Source organism: Pseudomonas sp. NPDC090752, assembly GCF_055584805.1.
Map to the genome: position 1 here is coordinate 175265 of NZ_JBVJLI010000001.1, position 23964 is coordinate 199228.

General features: G+C 63.1%; 16 protein-coding genes (1 of these 16 running past the window's edge). 7 read left to right on the forward strand and 9 right to left on the reverse strand.

The features are described 5' to 3' along the window. Window positions 1-1800 carry the end of a non-ribosomal peptide synthase/polyketide synthase gene (locus ACZ6YA_RS00680; RefSeq protein ID WP_465894797.1) on the forward strand. It extends 15897 nt beyond the left edge of the window, so only the last 1800 of its 17697 coding nucleotides appear in the window; the start codon falls outside the window, past its left edge; its stop codon occupies window positions 1798-1800. A gap of 38 nt (window positions 1801-1838) precedes the next feature. Continuing rightward, window positions 1839-2801, forward strand: coding sequence for an alpha/beta hydrolase (locus tag ACZ6YA_RS00685; protein ID WP_465894798.1), 963 nt, complete (start codon window positions 1839-1841; stop codon window positions 2799-2801). Window positions 2802-2870: 69 nt separating this feature from the next. Here ACZ6YA_RS00685 and ACZ6YA_RS00690 read toward each other — a convergent pair whose 3' ends face one another. The 5 genes from ACZ6YA_RS00690 to ACZ6YA_RS00710 all read right to left on the reverse strand — a co-directional run bounded on the left by ACZ6YA_RS00690 (window position 2871) and on the right by ACZ6YA_RS00710 (window position 10733). Then, window positions 2871-5339, reverse strand: a complete 2469-nt coding sequence (locus ACZ6YA_RS00690) for a TonB-dependent siderophore receptor (RefSeq protein ID WP_465894799.1) — start codon at window positions 5337-5339, stop codon at window positions 2871-2873. A gap of 115 nt (window positions 5340-5454) precedes the next feature. Then, a complete protein-coding gene (locus ACZ6YA_RS00695; protein WP_465894800.1) occupies window positions 5455-7104 on the reverse strand; it encodes a cyclic peptide export ABC transporter in 1650 nt (549 codons plus the stop codon). A gap of 34 nt (window positions 7105-7138) precedes the next feature. Then, the gene (gene pvdO / locus ACZ6YA_RS00700) at window positions 7139-8041 is read right to left on the reverse strand and encodes a dihydropyoverdine dehydrogenase (RefSeq protein WP_465894802.1); all 903 of its coding nucleotides are present in this window, start codon (window positions 8039-8041) and stop codon (window positions 7139-7141) included. Window positions 8042-8083: 42 nt separating this feature from the next. Further along, window positions 8084-9370 carry a pyoverdine-tailoring periplasmic protein PvdN gene (pvdN, locus tag ACZ6YA_RS00705; RefSeq protein WP_465894804.1) on the reverse strand — a complete coding sequence of 429 codons (1287 nt, stop codon included), beginning with the start codon at window positions 9368-9370 and terminating at the stop codon, window positions 8084-8086. A gap of 16 nt (window positions 9371-9386) precedes the next feature. Next, window positions 9387-10733: a dipeptidase gene (locus ACZ6YA_RS00710; RefSeq protein ID WP_465894806.1), complete on the reverse strand. Its 1347-nt coding sequence runs from the start codon at window positions 10731-10733 to the stop codon at window positions 9387-9389. 212 nt (window positions 10734-10945) lie between these two features. Here ACZ6YA_RS00710 and pvdP point away from each other — a divergent pair, with 212 nt between their 5' ends. Next, window positions 10946-12571 carry a pyoverdine maturation tyrosinase PvdP gene (gene pvdP, locus ACZ6YA_RS00715; RefSeq protein WP_465894807.1) on the forward strand — a complete coding sequence of 542 codons (1626 nt, stop codon included), beginning with the start codon at window positions 10946-10948 and terminating at the stop codon, window positions 12569-12571. Window positions 12572-12745: 174 nt separating this feature from the next. Here pvdP and ACZ6YA_RS00720 read toward each other — a convergent pair whose 3' ends face one another. Genes ACZ6YA_RS00720 through ACZ6YA_RS00730 form a run of 3 tightly spaced genes read right to left on the reverse strand, consistent with a single transcriptional unit; the run spans window position 12746 to window position 17293 of the window. Further along, window positions 12746-14152 (reverse strand): efflux transporter outer membrane subunit, encoded by a 1407-nt coding sequence (locus tag ACZ6YA_RS00720; protein ID WP_465894809.1) that lies wholly within the window; start codon window positions 14150-14152, stop codon window positions 12746-12748. Between the two features lie 3 nt (window positions 14153-14155). Beyond that, window positions 14156-16120, reverse strand: coding sequence for a MacB family efflux pump subunit (locus ACZ6YA_RS00725; RefSeq protein WP_465894811.1), 1965 nt, complete (start codon window positions 16118-16120; stop codon window positions 14156-14158). Beyond that, a complete protein-coding gene (locus ACZ6YA_RS00730; RefSeq protein WP_465894812.1) occupies window positions 16121-17293 on the reverse strand; it encodes an efflux RND transporter periplasmic adaptor subunit in 1173 nt (390 codons plus the stop codon). Window positions 17294-17506: 213 nt separating this feature from the next. On the opposite strand from ACZ6YA_RS00730, the gene ACZ6YA_RS00735 reads away from it, so the two are divergent. From ACZ6YA_RS00735 to ACZ6YA_RS00750, 4 genes are all read left to right on the forward strand, one after another. Further along, window positions 17507-17983, forward strand: a complete 477-nt coding sequence (locus ACZ6YA_RS00735) for a sigma-70 family RNA polymerase sigma factor (protein ID WP_465894814.1) — start codon at window positions 17507-17509, stop codon at window positions 17981-17983. A 172-nt stretch (window positions 17984-18155) separates the two neighbouring features. Further along, a complete protein-coding gene (locus ACZ6YA_RS00740; protein ID WP_465894816.1) occupies window positions 18156-18635 on the forward strand; it encodes a histidine kinase in 480 nt (159 codons plus the stop codon). Between the two features lie 71 nt (window positions 18636-18706). Continuing rightward, complete coding sequence (locus ACZ6YA_RS00745) at window positions 18707-20014, forward strand: MFS transporter (protein WP_465894817.1); 1308 nt, start codon at window positions 18707-18709, stop codon at window positions 20012-20014. A 131-nt stretch (window positions 20015-20145) separates the two neighbouring features. Continuing rightward, window positions 20146-21837 carry a hypothetical protein gene (locus ACZ6YA_RS00750; protein ID WP_465894818.1) on the forward strand — a complete coding sequence of 564 codons (1692 nt, stop codon included), beginning with the start codon at window positions 20146-20148 and terminating at the stop codon, window positions 21835-21837. A 63-nt stretch (window positions 21838-21900) separates the two neighbouring features. Here ACZ6YA_RS00750 and ACZ6YA_RS00755 read toward each other — a convergent pair whose 3' ends face one another. Beyond that, window positions 21901-23583 carry an electron transfer flavoprotein-ubiquinone oxidoreductase gene (locus tag ACZ6YA_RS00755; protein ID WP_465894820.1) on the reverse strand — a complete coding sequence of 561 codons (1683 nt, stop codon included), beginning with the start codon at window positions 23581-23583 and terminating at the stop codon, window positions 21901-21903. Window positions 23584-23964 lie beyond the last annotated feature (381 nt).

The following is a 23964-nucleotide window of genomic DNA, read 5'->3' on the forward strand; positions in this document are numbered from 1 at the left end:
CCGCCGCCGGTGGAAATCTACTGCTTTGGCGGTGATGCGGTGGCCGATGCCAACTTCGAACTGGTCAAGCGCACCCTGCGGCCACGGCAATTGACCAATGGTTACGGCCCGACCGAGACCGTGGTCACGCCGTTGCTGTGGGTGGTCGATGCTGACCAGCACTGCGAGGCGGCCTATGCGCCGATCGGTACCCGTGTGGGCGAACGGACCCTGCACGTGCTCGATGCCAGCCTCAATCCGCTGCCGCATGGCGTACCTGGGGAGCTCTACATCGGTGGCGAGGGGCTTGCCCGTGGCTACCACGCCCGGGCTGGCCTGACCGCCGAACGCTTCGTCGCCGATCCGTTCGCTGACGGCGGCCGCTTGTACCGCACCGGTGACCTGGTGCGACGCCGTGCCGACGGTGTGATCGACTTCCTCGGCCGCCTGGACCATCAAGTGAAAATCCGTGGTTTCCGTATCGAACTGGGCGAAATCGAAGCGCGCCTGCGGGCTCAGCCCGAGGTGCGTGATGCGGTGGTGGTGGCAAGGGATATCGAGGGCGGCAAACAGCTGGTCGGCTATGTCGCCGCCAGTGGCGATGCGCAGCTGGGTGAGCAGCTGCGCAAGGCCTTGCAGCAGGTGTTGCCTGACTACATGGTGCCGAGCCAGATTCTGGTCCTTGAACAGTTGCCGCTGAGCCCGAACGGGAAAATCGACCGCAAGGCGCTGCCGGATCCAACCTTCAAGGGGCGTGAGTACGTTGCCCCTCGCAACGCCCTGGAAGCCGGTTTGGCGGCGATCTGGCAGGACGTGCTGGAACTGGAGCAAGTCGGCGTGACGGACAACTTCTTCGAGCTGGGCGGTGATTCGCTGCGCACCTTGAAGGTCCTGTCGCGGGTGCGTAACCAGCCGGAACTGGGCTTTGAACTGAAGCTGCGGGACATGATGAGCAAGCCGACCATCGCTGAGCTTTCCGGGTATGTCGACGATGCGCCGTCAGTGTTGTCACCGCTGCTGCCGCTCAATCGCCCGGTGGCGGGCTGCGAGCCGTTGTTTTGCCTGCACGCAGGCTTCGGCACGGTATTCGACTACGAGCCCCTGGCGCGTCAGCTCGAAGGCATTCGCCCGGTCGTTGGGGTGCAGTGCCGCATGCTGCTGGACAAGGCCTGGCAGGACAGTTCGCTTGAAGCCATGGCCGAAGATTATGCCGCGCACATTCGCCAGCACCAGGCACTGGGGCCTTATCACTTGCTCGGTTGGTCGTTGGGTGGGCCATTGGCCCTGCTGGTCGCCCGGGCGCTGGAGGATCAAGGCCAGGTCGTGCAGTTCGTCGGTGTGGTCGATAGCTTCGTGCCGGGCGATGAAGGGCCGGAAGATGATTTGACCCAGGAATTGCGCAACTTCCTGTCGATCATCCTCGACCTGCCACCGCAGCGCCTGCCGGCCTTCGACCTGTCTGCCGACGATTCCAGTCAGGCCCTTGAGGCACTGGTGGCGAGCCTGCAGGCCGAGGTGCTGGGCAGTGACGACACACCGCGCTTCGGCGCCGAGGAGTTGGTGCATGCCTTCTCCGTGGCGCTGCGCCTCAAGGCGTTGTCGCGGCGCCTGGCGCCGTTGCCAGCGATCGAATGCCAGGCCACGTTCTGGTGGGCCGAGGGCGCTTGCAGTGCGCTGGCAAAAGCCTACGAACAGCGGTTTGGCAGTGCCTTTGGCGCGCCGTTCAATGCTTCGCACTTCGAGATGCTCAAGCAGCCACGCCTGCTGCGCGATGTCCGACAGTGCCTGGAGCAGACCACCGAAATCCAGGGGCGCGCGTGACGCGCCCCTGTCACTGACTTTTCAAACAAGGATTGAACATGGCATTGCACCCTGACCTGGCGGCGTTTCTGGAACTGGTCGAATTCGGCCGGCTGACCGGCAAGAGCCTGCCCATGCACGCGATGGACGTGGCCCAAGCCCGGGCCGAGTTCGCCGCCAGTTCGCAAGTGCTCGACCCCAGCCCCCCCGGCAACGTCAGCGTGAGCGAACTGAGCATCCCATCGCGCGACGGCGCCCAGCTGGCGGCACGGCTGTACCGCACCGGGGGGGCTGACGGCGCCCCGCAACCGGTCATCTTCTACCTGCATGGCGGCGGTTATGTGGTGGGTAGCCTCGACTCGCACGATTCGGTGTGCCGCCGGCTGGCGAGCATGGGCGAGTTCGCGGTCCTGGCGCCGGAGTACCGACTGGCGCCCGAGCACGCGTTCCCCGTACCGCTGAACGATGCCCTCGATGCCGCCAACTGGCTGGCCGAACAGGCCGGCGCGCTGGGCCTGGATAGCCGTCGGGTGGTGTTCGCCGGTGACAGCGTCGGGGCCAGCCTGGCTGCCGTGCTGTCGATCACGGCGGTCGAACAGCCTGCAGCACTGGCCCTCAAACCGTTGGCGCAGTTGTTGTTCTATCCCGTTACCGATATCTCGCGTCAGCGTGATTCACATCGCCAGCATGGCGAAGGTTACCTGCTGGAAACTCCGACCCTGGACTGGTTCTACCAGCACTATGCACCACAGCCCGAGCAGCGCCTGGATTGGCGTGCGTCGCCGCTGCTGGCGAGCGTGCAGGCACCGTTGGCGCCCACCTACCTGTGGGTGGCCGAGTACGATCCGCTGCATGACGAAGGCTTGGCATACCGTGACTGGCTGCAGGCCGGGGGGACGCCGGTGACGTTCGCCAGGGCCGAGGGTCTGACCCATGATTTTCTGCGGATGTCGGGGATCGTGGGGCAGGTCGATGAGATTTACCAGTCCGTTGCCAACTGGCTGAAGGGTCTCGCTGGCTAAACGGGCGCAGAAACGACAAAAGCGGCCGGCCCCGTGAGGGACCGGCCGCTTTTGCTTAGGCGGGCTGAATCAGAAGTTGTATTTGGTGGTGAACATCACGTTGCGTGGCTCGCCGTAGAACCCGGTGTAGAAGGTCGGGTCCAGCGAGCTGAGGTACTTTTTGTCGAACAGGTTGTTGACGTTGACCGTGGCGCTGAGATTCTTCGTGACATCGTAGCGGGCCATGGCATTGAACACGGCATAGGCATCCTCGGTCGCCTTCACTTTCTGGCCGATCTGCCATGGCGTGTCGGTCAGGCTGATGCCGCTCTGCCAGTTCATGCCGCCACCGATGGTCAGGCGATTGAGTTCGCCCGGCAGGCGATAGGTGGTCCACAGCTTGACCATGTCGGCCGGCGCAATGGTGTTGATGCGTTCGTGATCGGAATCTTTGGTCAGGCTGTGGCTGTAGCTGGCGCTGACGTTCCAGTCGGTCATTACTTCACCCGAGATCTCCATGTCGATGCCGCGCGTGGTGGCACCGGAGACGGCCTTGTAGGCGCGTTCGCGGACAGTGCCAGGTACGAAGCCGCCAGCGAGCACGCCCAGGTTGTCCTGCTTGATCTCGTACAGCGCGATGGCCGTGTTGACCCGCCCGTTGAGGAACTCGCTCTTCAAGCCGATTTCGTAGTTGTCGCCCTCACGTGCATCCAGGGTCGCGCCACTGCTGTCGCGAATCGACTGTGGCTTGTAGATCTTGGTGTAGCTGGCGTACACCGAATGGATGTCGTTGAGGTCGTAGACCACGCCGGCATAAGGGGTGACGAAACCGCTTTCGCGGGTTGCGGCGGTGTTGCTGGAGGCGGTCAAAGGCGCATTGTAGATGGCCTTTTTCTTGTAGCTGTAGTCGCCAACGCGGGCACCGAAGATCAGCGACAGGTCATCGGTCGGCTTGAAGCGCGCCACCATGTAGGCCGCATCCTGGCGAATGGTGGTGTCATCGTTCATCAGCTTGCCGGCCGGCGTGGCGCGGTCGGTGTAGTTGTCCCAGGTGTAGATATTGATCGGCCTCATTTCGAGGTCGCTGAATTCCGGGTTGCTGTAGTCGTGGAACTCCGAGCCGCTTACACCCACCACCAGTTCATGTTGGCGACCGAACAGCTGGAAAGGCCCCTGCACCAACGCATCGATGCCCAGCTGGCGTTGCGAACCATAGCCGTCCCCGCCGTAGAGGTAGGCGCCGTCGCCGGTTTCCTTGTTGGGGAAGCCGCCACTGGCGGAGGCCAGCGAGTAATCACGGGTGCTGTACATGTTGTTGACCGACACCTTCAGCTTCCAGTCGTTGACCAGGCCCTGTTCGAGGGTGGCGAAGGTATTGAGGGTGTCCTGCTGGCGGTAGCTCCAGCGCGAGCCGGCATTGGTGTCGCGGGAGAAGTCGGTCTGTTCGCCGTCATCGTAGAACAGCGGGAAGTTGGCGAACGAGACGCCGCGCGGGTCGTTCTTCTGGTAATCGAAACCGACGGTCAGCAGGGTGCTGTCGGTGAGGTCGGCTTCGAGAATGCCGAAATAGGTTTGTTTCTCTTGCTGGTAGTGGTCGATGTAGCTGTTGCCCTGCTGATAGGCCACAACGGCGCGGCCACGCAGGCGGGCATCATCGGTCAGCGGGCCGGAGACATCGACCTCGGTGCGGTAGGTGTCCCAGGAGCCTGCCCCGGCGCTGACCGACCCACGGAACTCGGAGGTTGGCCGCTTGCGGATCAGGTTGATGCTGCCCGACGGGTCGCCGGCTCCGGTCATCAAGCCGGTGGCGCCGCGAACGATCTCGACCCGGTCATAGATCGAGGTGTCGATCATGCTCTGGGGGCTGGCGCTGGTCTGCACGATCAGCGTGGTGGGGATGCCATCGAACTGGTAGCTGTCGACGGAGTAGCCGCGCGAGTAGATGTTGACGCGCTCGGTGTCGATGTTCTGCACGTTCAGCCCAGGGGTCTGCTTGAGCACGTCGCTGAGGGTATTGAGCTGTTGGTCCTGCATGCGCTGGCGGGTCATCACGCTGACGGACTGCGGGGTCTCACGCAGTGACATCGGCAGCTTGGTCGACGCGCTGCTGCTGTTCACGGTATACGAGTGGGTCGCCTCGCTGGAACCGTCCAGGCTGCTCTGCACGTTGGTCGCGTCCAGCTCCATCGAGCTGGTGTCACCGCCGCGACGGTGGATGGTGATGCTGTTGCCCTGCAGGTTGTAGGAAAGGCCAGTGCCGGCGAGCAGCGCGGCGATGGCCTGCTGCGGAGTGTAGCGACCTTTGACTGCCTGGCTTCTGAGGTCTCGCACGTCATCCGGGCTGAACAGCACTTGCTGATCGGTCTGGCGGCCGAACGCCTGCAGCGAGGCGGAAAGCGACTGGGCCGGGATATCGATTTCGACTTCCTGGGCCATGACCTGGGCGGCCAGTGGCAGCGACAGGGCCATGCACAGGCTCGAACCGACCAGGGTCGGTTGGAACAGGCGGTGTAGCTTGATGGCTTGGGCGATTGGGTTGCGCGTGTTAAGGGCTGGCATTACAAGCTCTCTAGTGGAGTTTAAAAATGATAATGATTGCTATTCATTGCTGAGTGAGACGCACGGGCGAAAAAAAACCGGAAAGAAAATTTCAATCCGGTTTTTTTCAGTGCGTTCAGGCGGGTTGCAGTTCGGTGGCCACCTTGCCGCGCTCCATGCGCACCAGCTGGTCGGCAACGTCGAAATAGCGATCGTCGTGGGAGATGACGATGATGGTCTTGCCGAGGCGTTTCAGGTCAGGCAGCAGCTCGGTGTAGAAGATCCGCCTGAAGGTGGGGTCCTGGTCGGCGGCCCACTCGTCGAACACCAGTACCGGGCGCTCCTCCAGCCATGCGCTGACCAACGCCAGGCGCTTGCGCTGGCCGGTGGACAGGTCGGTGGTGCTGAACACCCCGTCGCGGATGCTGACCTTGTGGTCGATCTCCAGCCGCTTGAGGTAGCGCCCAGCATCCTCAGGCAATGGTTGGTCGCCCTGGATCACATCGTCGAACAGGTAATAGTCGGCGAAGATGGTGGTGAACAGCTGGCGGTAGTCGTCCCGGTTCTGTGCGGTGACCGCTTGGCCATCGAGCACGATACTCCCCGACTGTGGCGCATACAGGCCCAGCAGCAGTTTGATCAGGGTGGTCTTGCCACAGCCGTTCTCCCCGACGATGAACACGATATCGCCTTGCTTGATGCTCAGGTTCACCGGGCCCAGATGGAACGGTTCGCAGCCTTCGACCTTGGGGAAGGTGTAGCTGACATTCTTCAGTTCCAGCGACTGCAAGTGCTTGGCCGCGCTGCGTGCATCGTCCAGCAGCAGGTGAGGCTCAGGTGAAGAGAATTGCCTGGACAGCTCGGCGATGCGGCGGAATGCGATTTGCGCCTTGCTGATAATGGGCAGGGTGCTGATCAGGTGTTCCAGCGGGCCTTTCATGTACAGCAGGACCAGCACGAAACCACTGGTAACGGTCTTGTCGCCGCTGGGCCACAGCGACTGCAGGGTGAGGGCGAGGGCGATGACCACGAAGAACAGCATCGATCCCAGGGTCTTGGCCACCACGAAGGTGTTGATCGAGCGGACCTGGGTCGCGCAGATGCGGTTGGCGGTATCACGTATGCCATGGCTGAACATGCGTTTGCGGCGGGGGCGGTGGATGCGCAGTTCCTTGGCGCCTTCGGCGATTGCGTTGTAATGCTTCTGCAGCTCGTCCTCCGCTTCCCGTGCACCCTCGAAGCCGCGCATGCCCCAGGCGCGGGCGATGAACTGCATCACCGTGCCCAGGCCGATCGCCAGCAGAATGACCAGGAACATCGGCCATGACAGCTGCGCCAGGTAACCCAGGCAGCCCAGGGTCACTGTCAGGGAGATTGCCAGTGGCGCGAAGGCGAAGGCGAAATCGCTGATGGTGTCGACATCGTGGGTCAGCACCGGGATCAAGCGGTGGCTGCGGTAACGTTCGATCTGGTCGATAGGGGCCGACAAGACCTTTTCGCCCAGTTCGCGACGCAGCTTGGCGATGATGTGCTGGCCAACGTAGTTACTGCTCATGTCGGAGCAGATCGAGCTGAACAGGGCCAGCAGGCACAAGCCGGCAAAGCCGCTGACCATGCCCTGGGTCAAGCCTCCCTCACTGTGCAGGGCATTGTTGATGGTGGCCAACAGGGCGGTGACGCTGAGGCCACCGACCATGCCCAGGAGGACTGAAACCGTCACCAGGGGCCAGAAGGGTTTGAGCAGGCCGAACAGTTCCCTGACGGCGCCGCGAGGTTTAGTGGTCATGTGTTTCTCCCCGAGCACAGGCGCTCAATGGCCATCAGAGTTCGCGAACCACGCGGAAACCGAGGAAGTCTCCACGCACGTCCGGCGAGCGGTTGTTGCGGTTGCCCGAGCGTGAGAACACCGGGGCTTCACCCCAGTCGTTGCCACGCATCACGCGTTTTTCACAGTTGCCGGTGGTCCAGGCGCTGCCATCGGTGGGTGCGCCTTCGTAGCTGGGGTTCAGGCAGTCGGCGGTCCATTCGTAGACGTTGCCGTGCATGTCGTAGACGCCAAAGGCATTGGCGGGGTAGCTGCGGATAGGCGAGGTGTAGGAGTAGCCATCGGCAGGGCCGTAGGTGTTGGCATGTTGGGTGATGCTGTAGGCTTTCTCGTCATTGTTGTCGAAGGGAAACGGGAAGGGCCCGGTGGAACCGGCGCGCGCGGCATATTCGCGCTGTGCTTCGCTGATCATGCGGTAGTTGTGCCCGGTTTTTTTCGACAGCCATTTGGCGTAGTTGTCGACATCGAACCAACTCACGCACACCGCAGGTTGTTGCGGCCCTTGCTTGTAGGTCGGCTTGCTGGCCTTGCACAGGCGGCCAGGACGGGTGTCGCCATCGGCGATCTTCACCCCGGTCTCGCGGATGTAGGCATCCAGCTCGCCGGCGGTGACGTGGGAGCGGCTGATGGCGAACGGCTTGGCGAAGGTGACGGTGTGCTGAGGGCCTTCATCGTATTCGCGGCCGGTTTCGTTTTCGGGCGTCCCCATCACGAAGCTGCCTGCTGGCAACACCACCATCTGCGGGCAGTGTGGGCAGTCCTTGAACACGCTGCCCGGCTTGGGCGCATCCGCTGCCTGCGCAACGCCGCAGGCGAGCAGGCCGAGCAAGGCACTGACGCCTAGCGGGTACAGCGTGCGGGCCGGAAGCCTGGATGTGGTGGATAGAACGTGAGGCATGGCGAAGATTCCGTCAGCTGGTGGCTACAAGAAAGAGAAGGTTCAACTGCGCAGGCGTTGGCGCAGCACGTCGATCAGCCGATCAATCTCGGCTTCGGTGTTGAGCAGCCCGGGTGCCGTGCGCACGACAGGGCCGGCATCGCGCGCCACGGCATCGACGACGATGCGCTTGCTGTTGAGGTAGTTGGCCACCTCGTCGGCGTCCTGGTCTTTGATCCGGAAGAAGGTGAATCCGGCTGAATGACTGGCGTTTCGCGGCGTCACGAGTTGCACCGCTGGCAAGGTTTCTAGACCTTGGCGGAGATAGTCGTTGAGGGCGTGAATGCGCGCCTGGACTTGCGCTTTGCCCAGCTGCAGATGCAGATCGAACGCTTTGCCCAAGGCCCAGCGGTGCTCGAAGGCGTGATAGCCACCTGGGGTCATGGTGGTGGCGAAGTCCTCGTCTTCGGAAAAGGTCGCAATGGTCGGGTTCAGATCTTTGAGCGTGGTGGAGGCGGCGCAGATGATGCCGGTGCCCCGTGGGCCGAACATCCATTTGTGCGTGCCGGAAATGAAGTAGTCACAGTTCAGGTCGGCGAAGCGCATGTTCTCGACACCAAAACCGTGCACGCCGTCGATCACGTAGAGGATGCGATCACGTTCGTCGCGGTTGCGGTTGACTTCACGCAGCAGGGTGCCGATTTCGCCGACCGGCAGTTTCACGCCGCTGCCGGAATGCACCCAGGTCATGCCCAGCACCCGGGTCTGCGGGCGGATGGCGGCGGCGATGGTGCTCAGCACCTGGTCGGTACTGACCTTCCAGGGCTCTTCGAACAGGCGCAGCCGGCGTACCGGCGTGCCGTCACGTGCGGTACGAAAGTCCAGGGTATGGCGAGCTGCGGAGTGCTCGTGCACGGTGGTGAGGATTTCCTGCCCAGGCGCAAGCTTGAGACCGCCGTAAATCAGGCCCAGGCCTTCGGTGGTGCTGCCGGTGAGGGCAATCTGCCGAGGCGCGACTTCCAGGTAACGGGCCGCCGATTCGCGCACCTGGGCTTCATGCTTCCATTCTGACTGCGTGTCCCAATCGACCAGGCGGGCGGGATGCCGGTCGAACTGGGCGCGCAGGGCCTCGATGGCATCACGCACAGGTTTGGGGTGCGAGGTGATCAGAAAGTTGGCGAAGTGGGCGTAGCTTGGGTCCAGCTCGAACAGGTTGCGAAAGCCGGCCCACGTGTCGCCGGCAGCCGATTGCGTAACCTTGGCCTGGGTATTGGCTGACAGGTGCCCGGCCAGGGGCAGGCTGGCGGCCAGCAGGCCGGCCTGCTTGAGGAAAGTACGGCGATCGTTCATGCAGAGGCTCGCAGGTTCATCGGGCTGAGGTGACGTTGGGTTTGGCGACGCGTTGCACCTGCTCCCAGACCCGCAGGAAGTTGCCGCCCCACAGTTTGGCGATGTCGGCTTCGCTGTAGCCCCGTGTGATCAGCTCGGCGGTCACGTTGCGCGCCTCGCTGGCGTCATGCCAACCGGCGATGCCGCCGCCTTCGTTGAAGTCCGAGCTCAGGCCGACATGGTCGATCCCCACCTTGCGCACCGTGTAGTCGATGGCGTCGCCGTAATCCTTCAGCGTGGCCGGCGGCTCTTCATCGAGAATGGCGTAGAGCTCGTTGGCGTACTGGCCGACTTTCTGTTCCGGCCAGCCGGCGATGACTGGGTCGCCAGGCATCAACGCGTAGTTCAGGTTGGCCAGGGGGGGCAGGGCATAGCGGGCGCGCAGCTCGTTGAGCTTGGCCTGGGTCTGTGGGCTCAATGGCTTGAGGTAGGTGGAGAAGGCAACCAGCTGAATCACCCCGCCACTGTCCTTGATCAGTTGCATTTCCTTGTCGGACAGGTTGCGGTTGATATCGACCATCGCACGCGGGGCCGAGTGTGACGCGACCACCGGGGCGCGGCTGAGCTCGACCGCCTGGGTCAAGGCTTTGCTGGACATCTGCGAAACATCGATGATCACGCCCAGGTCGTTCAGCCGCTGAACCGCACGCTTGCCGATGGGAGACAGACCGTTCAATGCATCGGCGGTGTCGTTGAAGAACGGCAGCGGACGGGAGGAGTCGGCCCAGCTGTTGTTGCCCACGTAACTGAAGCCGAACATGCGCACCCCGCGCGCAGCCCAGCGGTCAAGTTGATCGAGGTCGTCGCCAAACGCGTAGGCATTGAGCATGCTGAGGAACACCGCGAACTTGCCTTCACCGTGCAGGCGTCGCAGGTCTTGCGGCGTGTAGGCGATGCCGACCTGCTCGGGGAAGTCGCGCAGCATGGCGTTGATGGCGTTGTAGCGCACCTCCTGGGTGTGCCGTGCTGCCTCGACGAAACCGGCAGTGGGGCGGTGCGGGCCATTATCGCCGGTCCACGATTCTGGCCAGGCGAAGATGGTCAATGCGGCAGAGGACAGGCGCCCGCGTGCGGCCTTGTTCAGGTCGAAGCGGCCGTGGCCGTCCTTGTCGGCCTCGTTGCCTTCGGTGCCGAACGTCAAAGGCAGCGTGACGTGGCTGTCGAACGAGACGATGCGCTCCTGCAGGTCGTTGGCTTGGCGCACCACCTCCCGTGGGTAGCCGGCGGGCGTGGTGAAGTAATGCCAGGCGCCCAGCCCGGCACCGGCGGCCACGGCCGCGGTCAGGCTGATGTACAGGGCTTTTTTCCAGCGTGGTGTCGTCATCTTGGTCTCAGTAGGTTCACCGTCGAGGGATGGGCACAGAGGCCGCCGCTACCTGGAGGGAACGAGCCCAGGGGATGGAAATTTAGCCGGCGGGCAAACGCCTGGCGGTGCCGGTCAAGGCCACGCACGGTGGTAAATTTCGCCCTGCCAGCAACGTTCTAGCCTTGGACGGGCCGTGCTCCATGGCCGCAATGAATGCGCAGGTAGTTGCAATGACGATTTCTCGACGCTGGTTCATCGCCGGTGTGGCATTGACGGGAGTAGCGGTACCGGGGGCGCTGTATCTGCAGCGCCAGCGGGCCGCCGAGGAGTTCCCGGAGACCCCAGGCGAGGCGGTGGTCGAGTTGGCTGACAGCCGCCTGCGGCAGTTGGGTGACACGCTGCGCGGCATCTGGCGCTGGACGGCGCTGGGGCGGGACGCCGGTTTACAGGGCTTGCCCGAGGGCGAGCTGGAATTGTTCCTTGATGTTGCACCGAGCGGGCGCGGCCTGCGCGGCTACCTCGACACAGCCGAACGCTTACGCAGTGAGGCGCAGCCGCGTTATCGGGTGGTCGGCGACCTGTTGGCGGACAAGCCGGGCACCTTGCGCTGGCGGTTGTTCTGCGATGAAGCGGGTGAGCAGCAGCCGCGCTACGAATGCCATATCGTCCTGGACGAAGTCTGGGGTGCCTTCGGTAATGCCGGGCCGACAACCCTCAATGGCCGTATCGCGTCACTGGACCGCTCACTGGCGCTGCCGCTGCAGGACAACCGTTTTCTGGCGCTCAAGCGGACCTTCCCGGAGGCCCGCGAGCGTACGCCACTGTCGCCGCAGTTGCTGGCCTGGCTGATTGCGCCCGAGCATCGGTTGTTTCACCAGCTCTGGCACGCTTCGCGGGACAAGTGGCACAAGCTCGACGACGACAAGCACGCTGCCCTGCGAGGCCTCGGTTGGCAGCCCGGCCCGCGCGATCGGGAGCGTGATGCGCGCGGCCGGCACAAGGACCGCAACGGCTCGGGCGAGGATTTTTTCTTCATGCACCGGCATATGCTGCGCGCCGCCCGTGCCATTCAGCCGTTGCCCTCGTGGACACGGTTCCCGCTGCCGCAACCGGAGCTTGAGCGTGATCGCGCCGGTTTCGCCCGCTACTTCGACAACCATGACGGCACCGCACTGCCGCCCACCTGGCTGGCGCCGGGGGATGCCGAATACACCCAGTGGGTGCGGGACATCAAGAGCCCGGACACCCTGCATGGCAACTTCCAGGTTTGGGAGTCGCGTTACAGCGACCCGGATTACCTGAGCACCTTGACCCTTGGGCAGTTCGGCTCGGAAGTGGAGCTGGGCCTGCATGACTGGCTGCACATGCGTTGGGCATCGGTACCGCGCGACCCGGCCAATGGCATGCCGGTGCCGATGGCGCGTACGCCGAACGATTTCGCCGAACGCTGGTATGGCGCCGAGAACGACTTCCTTGGCGATCCGTTTTCATCCCATGTGCACCCGGTGTTCTGGCACTTTCATGGCTGGATCGACGACCGTATCGAAGATTGGTTCCGCGCCCACGAGCGGCTGCACCCCGGTGAAGTGCGGCGCATGGAGGTCAACGGTGTGCCGTGGTTCGCGCCAGGGCGCTGGGTGCAGGTGGCCGACCCGTGGCTGGGGCCGGACACCCACGGTTGCTCTAACGTCCCAGGGCTGCGGCCAGGGCGCAGCGTGGAAATGGACCCGGAGACCATGAAGCTGGCAATGCGCATCATCTATGGCGATGACGACATCTTTGCCAAGCTGCGGCCGAAGGTGCCGCAACGGCCTTGGTATGCGCGCAATCTCAAGCTGGCTGGGCAGCCACGGTAAGCGCAGTGTTAGTGCTGTGGGAGCAATTGTCTTGTTCAAAATCTAAAAGCTGACGCAATCCAGTGGGAGCGGGCTCGTCCCGCGAACACGGGCAAAGCCCGTGCCATACAGCGCGGTGCGTTCTTCGCGGGGCAAGCCCGCTCCGGCACCGACCGTGCAAGCTCCCAATAGACGTCAGTGCGGTTCCACCTGCCAGCCGCCTCCCAATGCTTTGTACAACGCCACGCTGCCCTGCAGGCGAGCCAGGCGCAGTTGTGCCTGCTGATCCTGCGCCAGGTACAGTGTGCGCTGCGTCTCCAGCACGGTCAGCAGTGTTTCGGCGCCGGCGCCATAGCGTTGCTGCGCCAGATCGAAGGCCTGGCGTGCCTGCTGCACTTCTTCGTCCTGCCACTGCCGTTGACGCTCCACGCCCTGGATGGCATTGAGGGCCTTTTCGACATCGGCGAAGCCAGCCAGGATGCTGCTGCGATAGTTTTCCAGCAATTCGTCCTGCTCGGCTTCGGCCAGCGCGCGCGAGGCACGTAACCGTCCATTGTTGAAAATGGGTGCGACCAGGCCGGCGGTGAGCGTATAGAAGGCGCTGTCGAGCACCTGGGCGAAGGTGTCCGCGCCCGTACCCAGGCTGGCACCGAGGGTGACTTTTGGCAGCATCGCAGCCCTGGCCACTTGCACATTGGCGTTGGCGGCTGCCAAGCGGGCCTCGGCGGCAGCGATGTCCGGCCGCCGGGTCAGCAGCTCGCTGGGCATGCCGCTGTCGATGCCTGGCCAGTGCAACGTGGCGATTGCCTGGCGGCTGGCAGGCAAGGCCTGCACCGGGTCACCGAGCAGGGTGGCGAGGGTGACGCGGTTGTCTTGCCGCTGCTGTTCGAGCAGCGGTACCTGGCGTTCCTGGGCGGCCACCAGGCTGCGCTGCTGGGCCAGCTCCAGGCGGGTGGCCGAGCCCGCGCGCTGGCGGGTTTCGACCAGGTTCAGCACGTCGCGTGCATTGCGCAGATTCAGGCGGGCGATACGTAATTGTTCATCCAGCGCCAGGCCTTGCAGATAACTGTTGGCAACAGCGCTGACCAGGGTGAGTTCCACCGTCTGGCGGTCGTAGCGGCTGGCGTCGAGGCCGTGCAGGGCGTTGTCGCGCGCGGCTCGCAGGCCGCCCCAGAAATCAAGTTCGTAGCTGGCGGTGAGTTGTAGGGCGAACGTGCTGTAGGTGGGCGCTTCTTTACTGACATCCAGCACGTTGTTGCCTGGCCCGTGCAGCAGCCGCTGCCGGCTGCCGTCGAGGCCCAACTGCACCTCGGGCAGCAACGGCGCCCCGGCGATCACTGCGCGGGCCTGGGCCTGGCGCACACGGGCGGTGGCGGCGGCAAGGTCATGGGCATTGTGCCGGGCGCGTTCGACCAGCTGGTCCAGCTCGGTGCTGGCAAATGTCCGCCACCAGTGTGCCGAGGGCGAGCCCGCCGAGGGCAGGGTGGTTTCACCTTGCCAGGCCTGCGGTGCAGCAATACCGCTGGTCGGGGCGGGTGGAGTACTGCAGGCGCTGAGGCCCAGGCAGAGGGTCAACAGGCTGATACGGCTTGGCAGGGTCATGGATTATTCGCTGGTAAGGGCTTTCACCGGGTCGAGTCGGGCGGCTTTGCGTGCTGGCATGAAGCCGAACACGATGCCGGTCACCACGGCGCAGGCGAAGGCGCCGAGCATGGCAGGCAGGGCAAAGGCCACGGCGATGTCGGCCAGCATCAACCCGCCGCCGATGGCCAGGGCCAGGACGATGCCGCTCAGGCCGCCGACCATCGACAGCATCACCGCCTCGCTGAGGAACTGGCGCAGGATGTCGCGCTGACGAGCGCCGGTGGCCATGCGAATGCCGATCTCGCGAGTGCGCTCGCGCACGGTCATGAGCATGATGTTCATCACCCCGATCCCCCCGACCAGCAGGGAAATGGCGGCGATCGCGCCGAGCATGAGCGACAGGCTGTTCTGGGTACGCGCTTCGGCCTGGATCAGTGCGGCGTCGTTGGTCAGCTCGAAGTCGTGGCGGCCCTGATGGCGCTGGCGCAAGAGCTGGTCGATGGCCGCTTCGGCGTCGTTGACCTGTGCTGAATCGCGCGCCGCAACGGTGATGTAGTCCGGGTCGCGTTGCCCAAACAGGCGGATTGCCGCTGCGGTGTAGGGCACCACGATGCGTCCGTCGCTGTCCTGGTCGCCGGAGCTGGCCCCTTTGCCGGCGAGCACACCGACCACCTGGAACGGCACGTTGCCAATCAGCAGGTATTGGCCGATCGGGTTGGCCTGATTGCCGAGCATCTTTTCCCGTACCTTCTGGCCGATGACCGCCACGGCCGCACCGCTGGCCTCGTCGGCCTCGCTGAAAAACGCGCCTTCGACCACTGGCCAGTTGAAGATTTCCTCGAACCAGGTGTTGTTGCCGCCCACGTAGAACACCTGGCTGTTGTTGTGCTGACGCACCATCAGTTTTTCGCCGATGATCGGCATGATGTGTTTGACCTGCGGCAGTTCGCCGATGGCAGCGACGTCGTCGAGGGTAACGGTGCCAGCCGGCTCGCCGAGTGTCGCGGGCTTGCCATTGAGGTAAAGGATGTTTGAGCCGAAGGCGGCCATCTGGGCCATGACCTGACGTTTGCTGCCCTCGCCGACGGCCAGCATGACCACCACCGAAGCAACGCCGATGACGATGCCGAGCAGGGTCAGGGCGGTGCGGAAGCGGTTGATCCACATCACCCGCCAAGCGGCCTGGAGTGCTTCGAGCAGCTCGCCTTTCCAGGCCCCGCGCAGGTTCGCGCCGCGGTCCAGGCGTTGGCGCAACTCATTGGCCTGCAGGCCCGGATGGGCGTCGAATGCGCTTTGCTCGCTGGCCGAGTCGCTGGTTTTGAGGCCATCGCGAATCTCGATGACACGGTGCGCACGCGCTGCCACTTCACGGTCGTGGGTGATGAGGATGATCACATGACCCTGGCTGGCCAGTTCATCCAGCAGCGCCATGACTTCGCGGCCACTGTGGCTGTCGAGCGCGCCGGTAGGCTCGTCGGCGAGGATGATGTGGCCGCCGTTCATCAGTGCGCGAGCGATCGAAACCCGTTGTTGCTGGCCGCCGGACAACTGATGGGGGCGGTTGCCGGTGCGGCTGGCCAGGCCCAGGCGTTCGAGCAGGGCGGTGGCACGGGCGTGGCGCTCGGCGGCTGGGGTGCCGGCATAGATAGCAGGCATTTCGACGTTTTCCTGGGCTGACCCGGAAGGAATCAGGTGATAACCCTGGAACACGAAGCCGAACGCTTCACGGCGCAGCCAGGCCAGTTCGTCGCTGTCCAGCTCGGCCACGTCCTTGCCGGCAAAGCGGTAGCTGCCGGAGGTCGGACGATCGAGGCAGCCGAGGATGTTCATCAGCGTCGACTTGCCGGAGCCGGATGCGCCGACGATGGCGACGAACTCGCCCGGGTGGATGCTCAGGCTGATGCCGCGCAGCACGTCCACCTTGGGCGTGTCGAGGCCGCCGTACGACTTGCGGATGTCGAGCAGTTCGATCAGGGGCGTGGTCATTCAACCTCCACTGATCGCGCTGGCGCCGATCACCAGGCGATCGCCTTCGCTGAGGCCGTCGACGACCTGTATCCGCAGGCGATCGCTGAGGCCGGTACGTACCTGGCGCTCGTGGACTTTGCCGTCCTGGTCGAGCACCCGGGCCAGGCTCATGCCACCGTGGTCATCCAGTGCCGCCAGCGGCACGGTCAACACCTGGCTGGCCTGGCCGGCGACGAAGAACACCTGGGTGGTCATTTCAGCCATCAACGCGCCATCCGGATTGTCGACGTCCAGCAGTACCGTGTACTGCACCACTTGGCTGCCGGTGGCGCCACTGGTGGCGCTGACCGGGCTGCCGCCGCCACGGCTGGTCTGTTCCAGCGGTTTGGGCGGGATGGGCAGGATCTGCCGTACGGTGCTGGCCCAGCGACGCTTGCCCCCGGACAGGGTGGTGAAATAGGCGGTCATGCCGGGCTTGACCTTGCCGATATCGGCTTCGGACACCTGCGCCCAGACCGTCATCGGCGAAAGCTTGGCGATACGCAGGATCAAGGGTGTTTGCTGCTGGGCATTGAGGGTCTGGCCTTCGCGGGCATCCACCGCGACCACCGTACCGTCCATCGGCGCGTAGATGCGTGTGTAACCCAACTCGGCCTCGTCGCTGCGCAGGCTGGCCTGTGCCTGGCTGATCTGTGCCCGGAACATCTCGATGCGCGTCTGGGTCACTTTCAGTTGAGCATCGGCGGCCTGCAGGTCTTCGTCGCGGGTGGCGCCTGCGGCGGCTAGCTCACGCTGGCGCTTGAGCTGCTGCTGGGCAAGCTGGAACTGGGCGCGCTGTTCGGCCAGTTGCGCCTTGAGGTTGTCGATCGAGAAGCGCCCAGCGTCGAGGCGGGCTTGTTGGGTGGAAGGATCGATTTCCACCAGCAACTGACCTTGGCGCACTGGGTCGCCGGCTTCCACGTGGAGCTTGCGGATCTGCCCCGAGGCCTGGGCGCCGACGTCGACATAGCGCCGGGGCTGCAAGGTGCCAAGGGCGGTGACACTGCTTTCGATGTCGGCACGGGTGACCGTGACGGTATTGACCGGCAGTGCGCCGAACGGCAGCGCTTTCCAGGCCAGCAGGCTGCCCAGGCTCAGCAGGCCGAGGCCTGCGAGGACAAGGCGACGGCGGATTGGGGTTTCACGACTCATGAGGACTTCCAGCCGGAGTAATGGCCGCACGCTGGAAATCGTGGCGTGCAGGGAGGTCCCCGATAGACGAAGGAAAGTTGACGGGATTTAGCGAGGGCGCAGTCGAGCCCGTCATGTTGCTGAGAATAATTATAATTTGTAAGATCGCACGCTGATATCACTCAGCCCACGGCCTTGTCGGCCCAGGCTGCTAAGGACGATCCAGGTGCCGCCGTGGAACACTACTATCGCGAATTGGTGAATTTCCTGTGCGCGCGCCTTGGCAGTCGTCAAGCGGCCGAGGATGTTGCACACGATGCTTATCTGCGGGTGCTTGAGCGCACCGATGCGCAGCAGATCGAACACCCGCGTGCCTTCCTTTATCGCACCGCGCTCAACCTGGTGGTCGATCGGCACCGGCGCCACCTGGTCCGGCAGGCCGAACCGCTGGACGTGCTCGACCAGGATGAACGCTGGCACACGCCGGCTTTTCCCCAGGACATGCAGTTGGATCAACGACTGATGCTGATGCAGCGTGCACTGGCGGAGTTGAGCAAACCCTGTCGCGACAGCTTCCTGCTACGCAAGCTCGATGGCCTTTCGCACCAGCAGATTGCCGAGCAACTGAGTATCTCCCGTAGCCTGGTGGAAAAGCACATTGTCAATGCCATGAAGCATTGCCGTGTGCGTATGCGCGAATGGGAATCCTGAAAAACGGGTGAAGACCCGGTGAAAATTCTGTGTGCTGGCAACTTGATTTCTAAGTGTTTCACGACAACTATCTAAATTGACCCCTCCAGGTGTTCGACCCTGGTGGTTGCCTGTTGCTGGCGCAGTTTGGTCAGGGAGCGTGCCCTATTTACCTGACTGCCCAGGTCCGCCAATGACCAACAAGACCCTGCGCATCCTGATTGCCGACGAGCACCCGTACCAGCGCTTGCAGCTGGAGAAACTGCTCAATGGCCTGGGCTATTACCGGATCGCCCCGGTGGAGAGCTTCGATGAGCTGCAGCGCCTGGTGCATTGCGCGCTGCAGCCGTTCAATCTGCTGGTAGGCAATATCGAGCTGGCCAGCCATGCTGGGGTCGACCTGGCGCGCTTTTGCCGGGTCAGCGCGCAGATCCAGCATGCGCTGCTGTATCATTCGCGTAACCTGAAGGTGCCAGCAGTGCCGCAGACCGAGCGCCAGGCGGTGAACGTGAGCTTGCCGCAGGTGCCGGACAATGAGGCCCTGGAGGCTTTCATGGCGATCATCGATGCACCGATACTGATCGGCAAGCTGCCCTTGCCGCCGGGGCTTGCTGGCGGCGGGCCAGCGGCCTATCCGCGCAGGAACTTCGCCCATACGGTGTTCCACCGTTAGCAGGGGCGGGCGGGGCAAGGCGGCGAGCATTTGCTATCCTCCTGCCCTTTGCCGATTTGCGGACCCCTGCCATGACTGCCATCGATACCGCTCGCCCGCCCCGGTTCAGCCGTGGCGACCACCGGACCCTTGGCCTGGCGGCGCTGGGCGGCGCGTTGGAAATCTACGATTTCATCATCTTCGTGTTCTTTGCCCTGACCCTCAGCCAACTGTTCTTTCCACCTGAAATGCCCGAGTGGCTGCGCCTGCTGCAGAGCTTCGGGATTTTTGTCACCGGCTACCTGGCGCGGCCGCTAGGTGGCATCGTCATGGCGCACTTCGCCGATCACCTGGGGCGTAAGCGGGTGTTCAGCCTGAGCATCCTGATGATGGCCCTGCCATGCCTGCTGATCGGGGTAATGCCGACCTATGCCGACATCGGCTATGCGGCGCCGCTGATTCTGCTGGCGTTGCGCATTCTGCAGGGCGCCGCGGTTGGTGGTGAAGTGCCGAGCGCCTGGACGTTCGTTGCCGAGCACGCACCGCAAGGGCGGCGCGGTTATGCCTTGGGCTTCCTGCAGGCTGGATTGACCTTTGGTTACCTGTTGGGGGCGCTGACGGCAACGCTGTTGGCCCAAGCCTTTACCGCGCAGGAAATTCTCGATTACGCCTGGCGCTACCCGTTCCTGCTCGGTGGCGTATTTGGCGTGATCGGCGTATGGCTGCGCCGCTGGCTGAGTGAAACACCGGTGTTTCTTGCCTTGCGCGAGCGCAAGGAGCAGCCGGTGGCGTTCCCGCTGCGGCGTGTGCTGGGCGAGCACCGCGCGGCACTGATCCCCGCCGCGCTGCTGACCTGCGTACTGACCTCGGCAGTGGTGGTGCTGGTGGTGATCACCCCGACGGTGATGCAGCAGCGCTTCGGCATGACGGCGGGACACACCTTTGCCCTGAGTAGCGCAGGCATCGTCTTCCTCAACATTGGCTGCGTGCTGGCCGGGCTGCTGGTCGATCGCCTGGGCGCCTGGCGGGCGCTGATGATCTACAGCCTGCTTTTGCCACTGGGCATCGGTGTGCTGTACGCCAGCCTGGTGGGGCAGTGGGGCATGACCTGGCTGGCCTATGCGCTGGCTGGGCTTTCGTGCGGTGTGGTAGGGGTCGTGCCCTCGGTGATGGTCGGGTTGTTTCCGGCAGAAATTCGCGTGTCGGGAATTTCTTTTACCTACAACGTCGCCTATGCGCTATGGGCCAGCACTACGCCGCTGGCGTTGATCGCGCTGATGCCATGGAGCCCGTGGGTGTGCGTTGGTTTCTGTCTGATCATGGGCATGGTCGGCCTGCTGACAGCGATCTCTTTCGGGCGCCGTGATCGAGCGTTGATGGTGCAGTGCCCGACGTCTTGATCCCACCGTACCCGACATAGGTTTCATGCAACCGCACGAGACTTGGCTGACAGCCTGCCAATCAAGGCATGGGTAGCTTGCCAGGGTCCAAATCACTGGACTCTGTACCCATGCCAGAGGAGGCAAGCAGCATGTATGGATTTACTGTGGAATGGCAGGCGCGCAGCCAACTACCGGAGATACCGCCGGACATGTTGTTCGCAGGCATTTCCAGAAAAATGCGGGAAACGGAGCAGGTGCTGACCCCGATGATCAGCTGGGGAAAAAACCGGGCTTATGTGTTTGATGACCGCGTGCTGCATCAGCATGCATGGCTGGTGGTCTACGGCGAGGGCGGGCAGATCACCGGCGGCCATCACCTCACAGACTTTCGGCACATCCATGACATCAAAGAATCGCCCAAAGGCGTAGCGTTGGATCTGTATGACGCCAGCGGCCGCTGGGTCGAAATCTCCCACATGCTACTCGATTCATTGGATGGAAAGCAGCGTCGGGGGGATGAGCTTGAAGGTTTGCCTGTGGGTATCCCCTTTTGCCTGAGCAATGGGCACGATGTCCTGACAGTGGACAAAGGTGGCGTTCGCGTTGCTGTGGCAGCCGATGCGCTGGCGGCGAGTTGGTTGTTCAAGGACGGTCGCCTGATCAATCTTGAGACGCGTCAAGCGCTTGGTATGGGCATACGGCCATTGCCCGAGGCACAGGAAGCGGACCATTGGCATCTGTCACCCGCAGGTGAGCTGAACTACGGCGACGGTGCCCGCGAACTGCTTGCCGATCCTCTCACCGGGGACGTTCGACTGCAGGCTCGCAGCGAGGCGGCGGCCGTCACGAAATGGAAGGTGAAATGGCCGGGTCAGGTGGCCCGAAGCAAAACCTCAGGCCTGCTGATCAGCAAGCTGGAGATTCATGTACAGGTGGCCAATGAATACGGAGCGGGCACCAACGACAAGATCTGGTTCTCGATCAATGGCAGCCCGAGGCATCAATACTTGGCCGAGGACTTCGAATACAACTCCATGTTGCTGGTTACTGTCGATCTGCCCACGATGTTCCCTGGTCAATCCATATTCGCAGACGACTTGGACAGCGTCGAACTGTATCAGGAGAATAGGGGTGGTTTCGGCTCGGCTTGGCGCATGAGCTCCATGGACATCGTGGTCAATGACCACATGATCAATCGCATATTGGGGTCCGACAGCCCCTGGTTGCTTCCCACCAAGGAGGCGAATTGGACCGGTAAGGTGAATTGGCTCGACTGGCGGCAGGAACATGGCTATACACCGCTGGATTATGCGGGCAATACCTACCCGGTCAATTGGAAGCCTGCGATTGCGGACTGGTTGGCCTGGCGTTCGTATGATCCGGCGAGCATCGAGGGTGTATGTCAGCTGATCGGCGTGTCTGGCGGACAGCTTCTCGCCTACGATCTGAAGGGCAAGCACCCGGTATATCTCAAGCCCAATACGGAAAATGACGCCTATACCTGGGTTTACACACCCCAGGGCAGCATCATCGTCAAACACTGGGATAAGGGCGCCTCACGTGACCAGTATATCCGCCACAGCCAGCTGGGCGCGGGAAAGCCAGTGGTGTGCGCGGGGGAGCTCACTATCCGGCGTGAGACCTCCCATCTGGCAGTGCAGGATCTACTGGGAATGATCAATGACGCGTCAGGGCACTATCAGCCCGATGGCGGGGCATGTCTTGGGCATGTGCTCGAACGGCTCGCCCAACTGGGCTTCGACACCTCCGTCACGCAGGTCCACACCAGGAACGGACCCTTTGAGCCCACCTCATCGAACATAGAAAATTCGGCAGCCTGAATGGCCTGCTCGTAAAAAAGCCCCCAGGCTCGCGCGCTGAGGGCTTTTGGCAGAGGGTGGGGCTTACATGTTGGGGTAATTCGGCCCGCCAGCGCCTTCAGGGGTGACCCAGGTGATGTTCTGGGCCGGATCCTTGATGTCGCAGGTCTTGCAGTGCACGCAGTTCTGCGCGTTGATCTGGAAGCGCTTGTTGCCGTCTTCCTGGGTGACCACTTCGTACACGCCCGCCGGGCAGTAACGCTGCGCCGGTTCGTCGTACAGCGGCAGGTTGCTGGCGATCGGGATGTTCGGGTCGGTCAGCTTCAGGTGGCAGGGTTGTTCCTCTTCGTGGTTGGTGCTGGAGAGGAATACCGAGCTGAGCTTGTCGAAGCTGAGCTTGCCGTCCGGTTTCGGGTAGTCGATTTTTTTCGAGTCGGCCGCGAGCTTCAGGCAGGCATAGTCTGGCTTGGTGTCGTGCAGGGTGAACGGCAGTTTGCCGCCGAACCAGTTCTGGTCGACGTAGTTGAATGCGCCACCGAGCAGCGGGCCGAACTTGTGCAGCGCCGGGCCAAAATTGCGGCTGGCGAACAGTTCTTCATGCAGCCAGCTGGCCTTGAAAGCCTCGACGTAGGTGTTGAGTGCGTCGCCGCCTTCACTGCCGGCGATCAACGCGTCGGCTACAGCTTCGGCCGCGAGCATGCCGGACTTCATCGCCGTGTGGCTGCCCTTGATCTTGGAGAAGTTCAAGGTACCCAGGTCGCAACCGATGAGCGCGCCGCCATTGAACACCATCTTCGGCAGCGAATTCAGGCCGCCCTTGCAGATGGCCCGGGCGCCGTAGCTGATGCGCTTGCCGCCTTCGAGGTATCGCTTCATCACCGGGTGGTGCTTGAGGCGCTGGAATTCGTCGAATGGCGACAGGTACGGGTTGGCGTACGACAGGTCGACGATCAGGCCGACCACGACCTGGTTGTTTTCCAGGTGATAGAGGAACGAGCCACCGGTGTTGTCGGCGCTCACCACGTCCAGCGGCCAACCGGCGGTGTGCACCACCAGGCCTTGCTCGTGCTTGGACGGGTCGATTTCCCAGATTTCCTTGAGGCCGATGCCGTAGTGCTGGACGTCGGACTCGCTGTCAAGGTTGAAGCGCTTGATCAGCTGCTTGCCGATATGGCCGCGGCAACCTTCGGCGAACAGGGTGTACTTGGCGCGCAGTTCCATGCCCGGGGTGTACAGGCCGTCTTTCGGATTGCCTTCACGGTCGACACCCAGGTCACCGGTGACGATGCCACGCACCACGCCGTTGTCGTCGAACAGCGCTTCCTGGGCGGCGAAGCCCGGGTAGACTTCCACGCCGAGGTTCTCGGCCTGCTGGGCCAGCCAGCGGCACAGATTGCCCAGCGAGATGATGTAGTTGCCGTGGTTATGCATGGTCTTGGGCACGAACAGGTCTGGAACCTTGGTCGAGCTGCCAGCATCCTTGAGCACGTAGATGTCGTCGCGCTTCACTTCGGTGTTCAAGGGGGCGCCGAGTTCTTTCCAGTCGGGGAACAGCTCGTTCAGGGCGCGTGGCTCGAACACCGCGCCGGAGAGGATGTGGGCGCCGACTTCGGAGCCTTTCTCGACCACGCAGACGCTGATCTCGCTACCGGCTTCGGCGGCCTTCTGCTTCAGGCGGCAGGCGGCTGACAGGCCCGCCGGGCCAGCGCCGACGATGACCACGTCGAATTCCATGTATTCGCGTTCCACTGGTTCTCTCCTACTCATCAAGGCTCGTGCTGTTGCTAGGTCTTATGGGTGTGGGGTGATCATGCGCACCGCGCTTCACGGGAGCGGAGCTGTAGCAGCGCAGAGGATGGACTACACCGTTTTGTCTTGGCCGCGCATTATATCTACACCACTTGGCGGGTCCAATACAAACGTTTGTTTGAATTTGCCGCAGGCCAGTAAAATCACAGGAACGCGGCTGAAGGGTGACCGATTTGCCGTATTGACCGGATGGGGTGTTGCGGTCAAGATACGAGCGGTTTTACGTTCGCCGTGGGCTTGCAGCCGGGCGCAGGTACACCTCTAAAAACCAGGTGTGGAGCAGGGTTTTCAGGCCAATTCACGGTTTGTAGTGGAGTTTACACGCCACCACAGAAAATG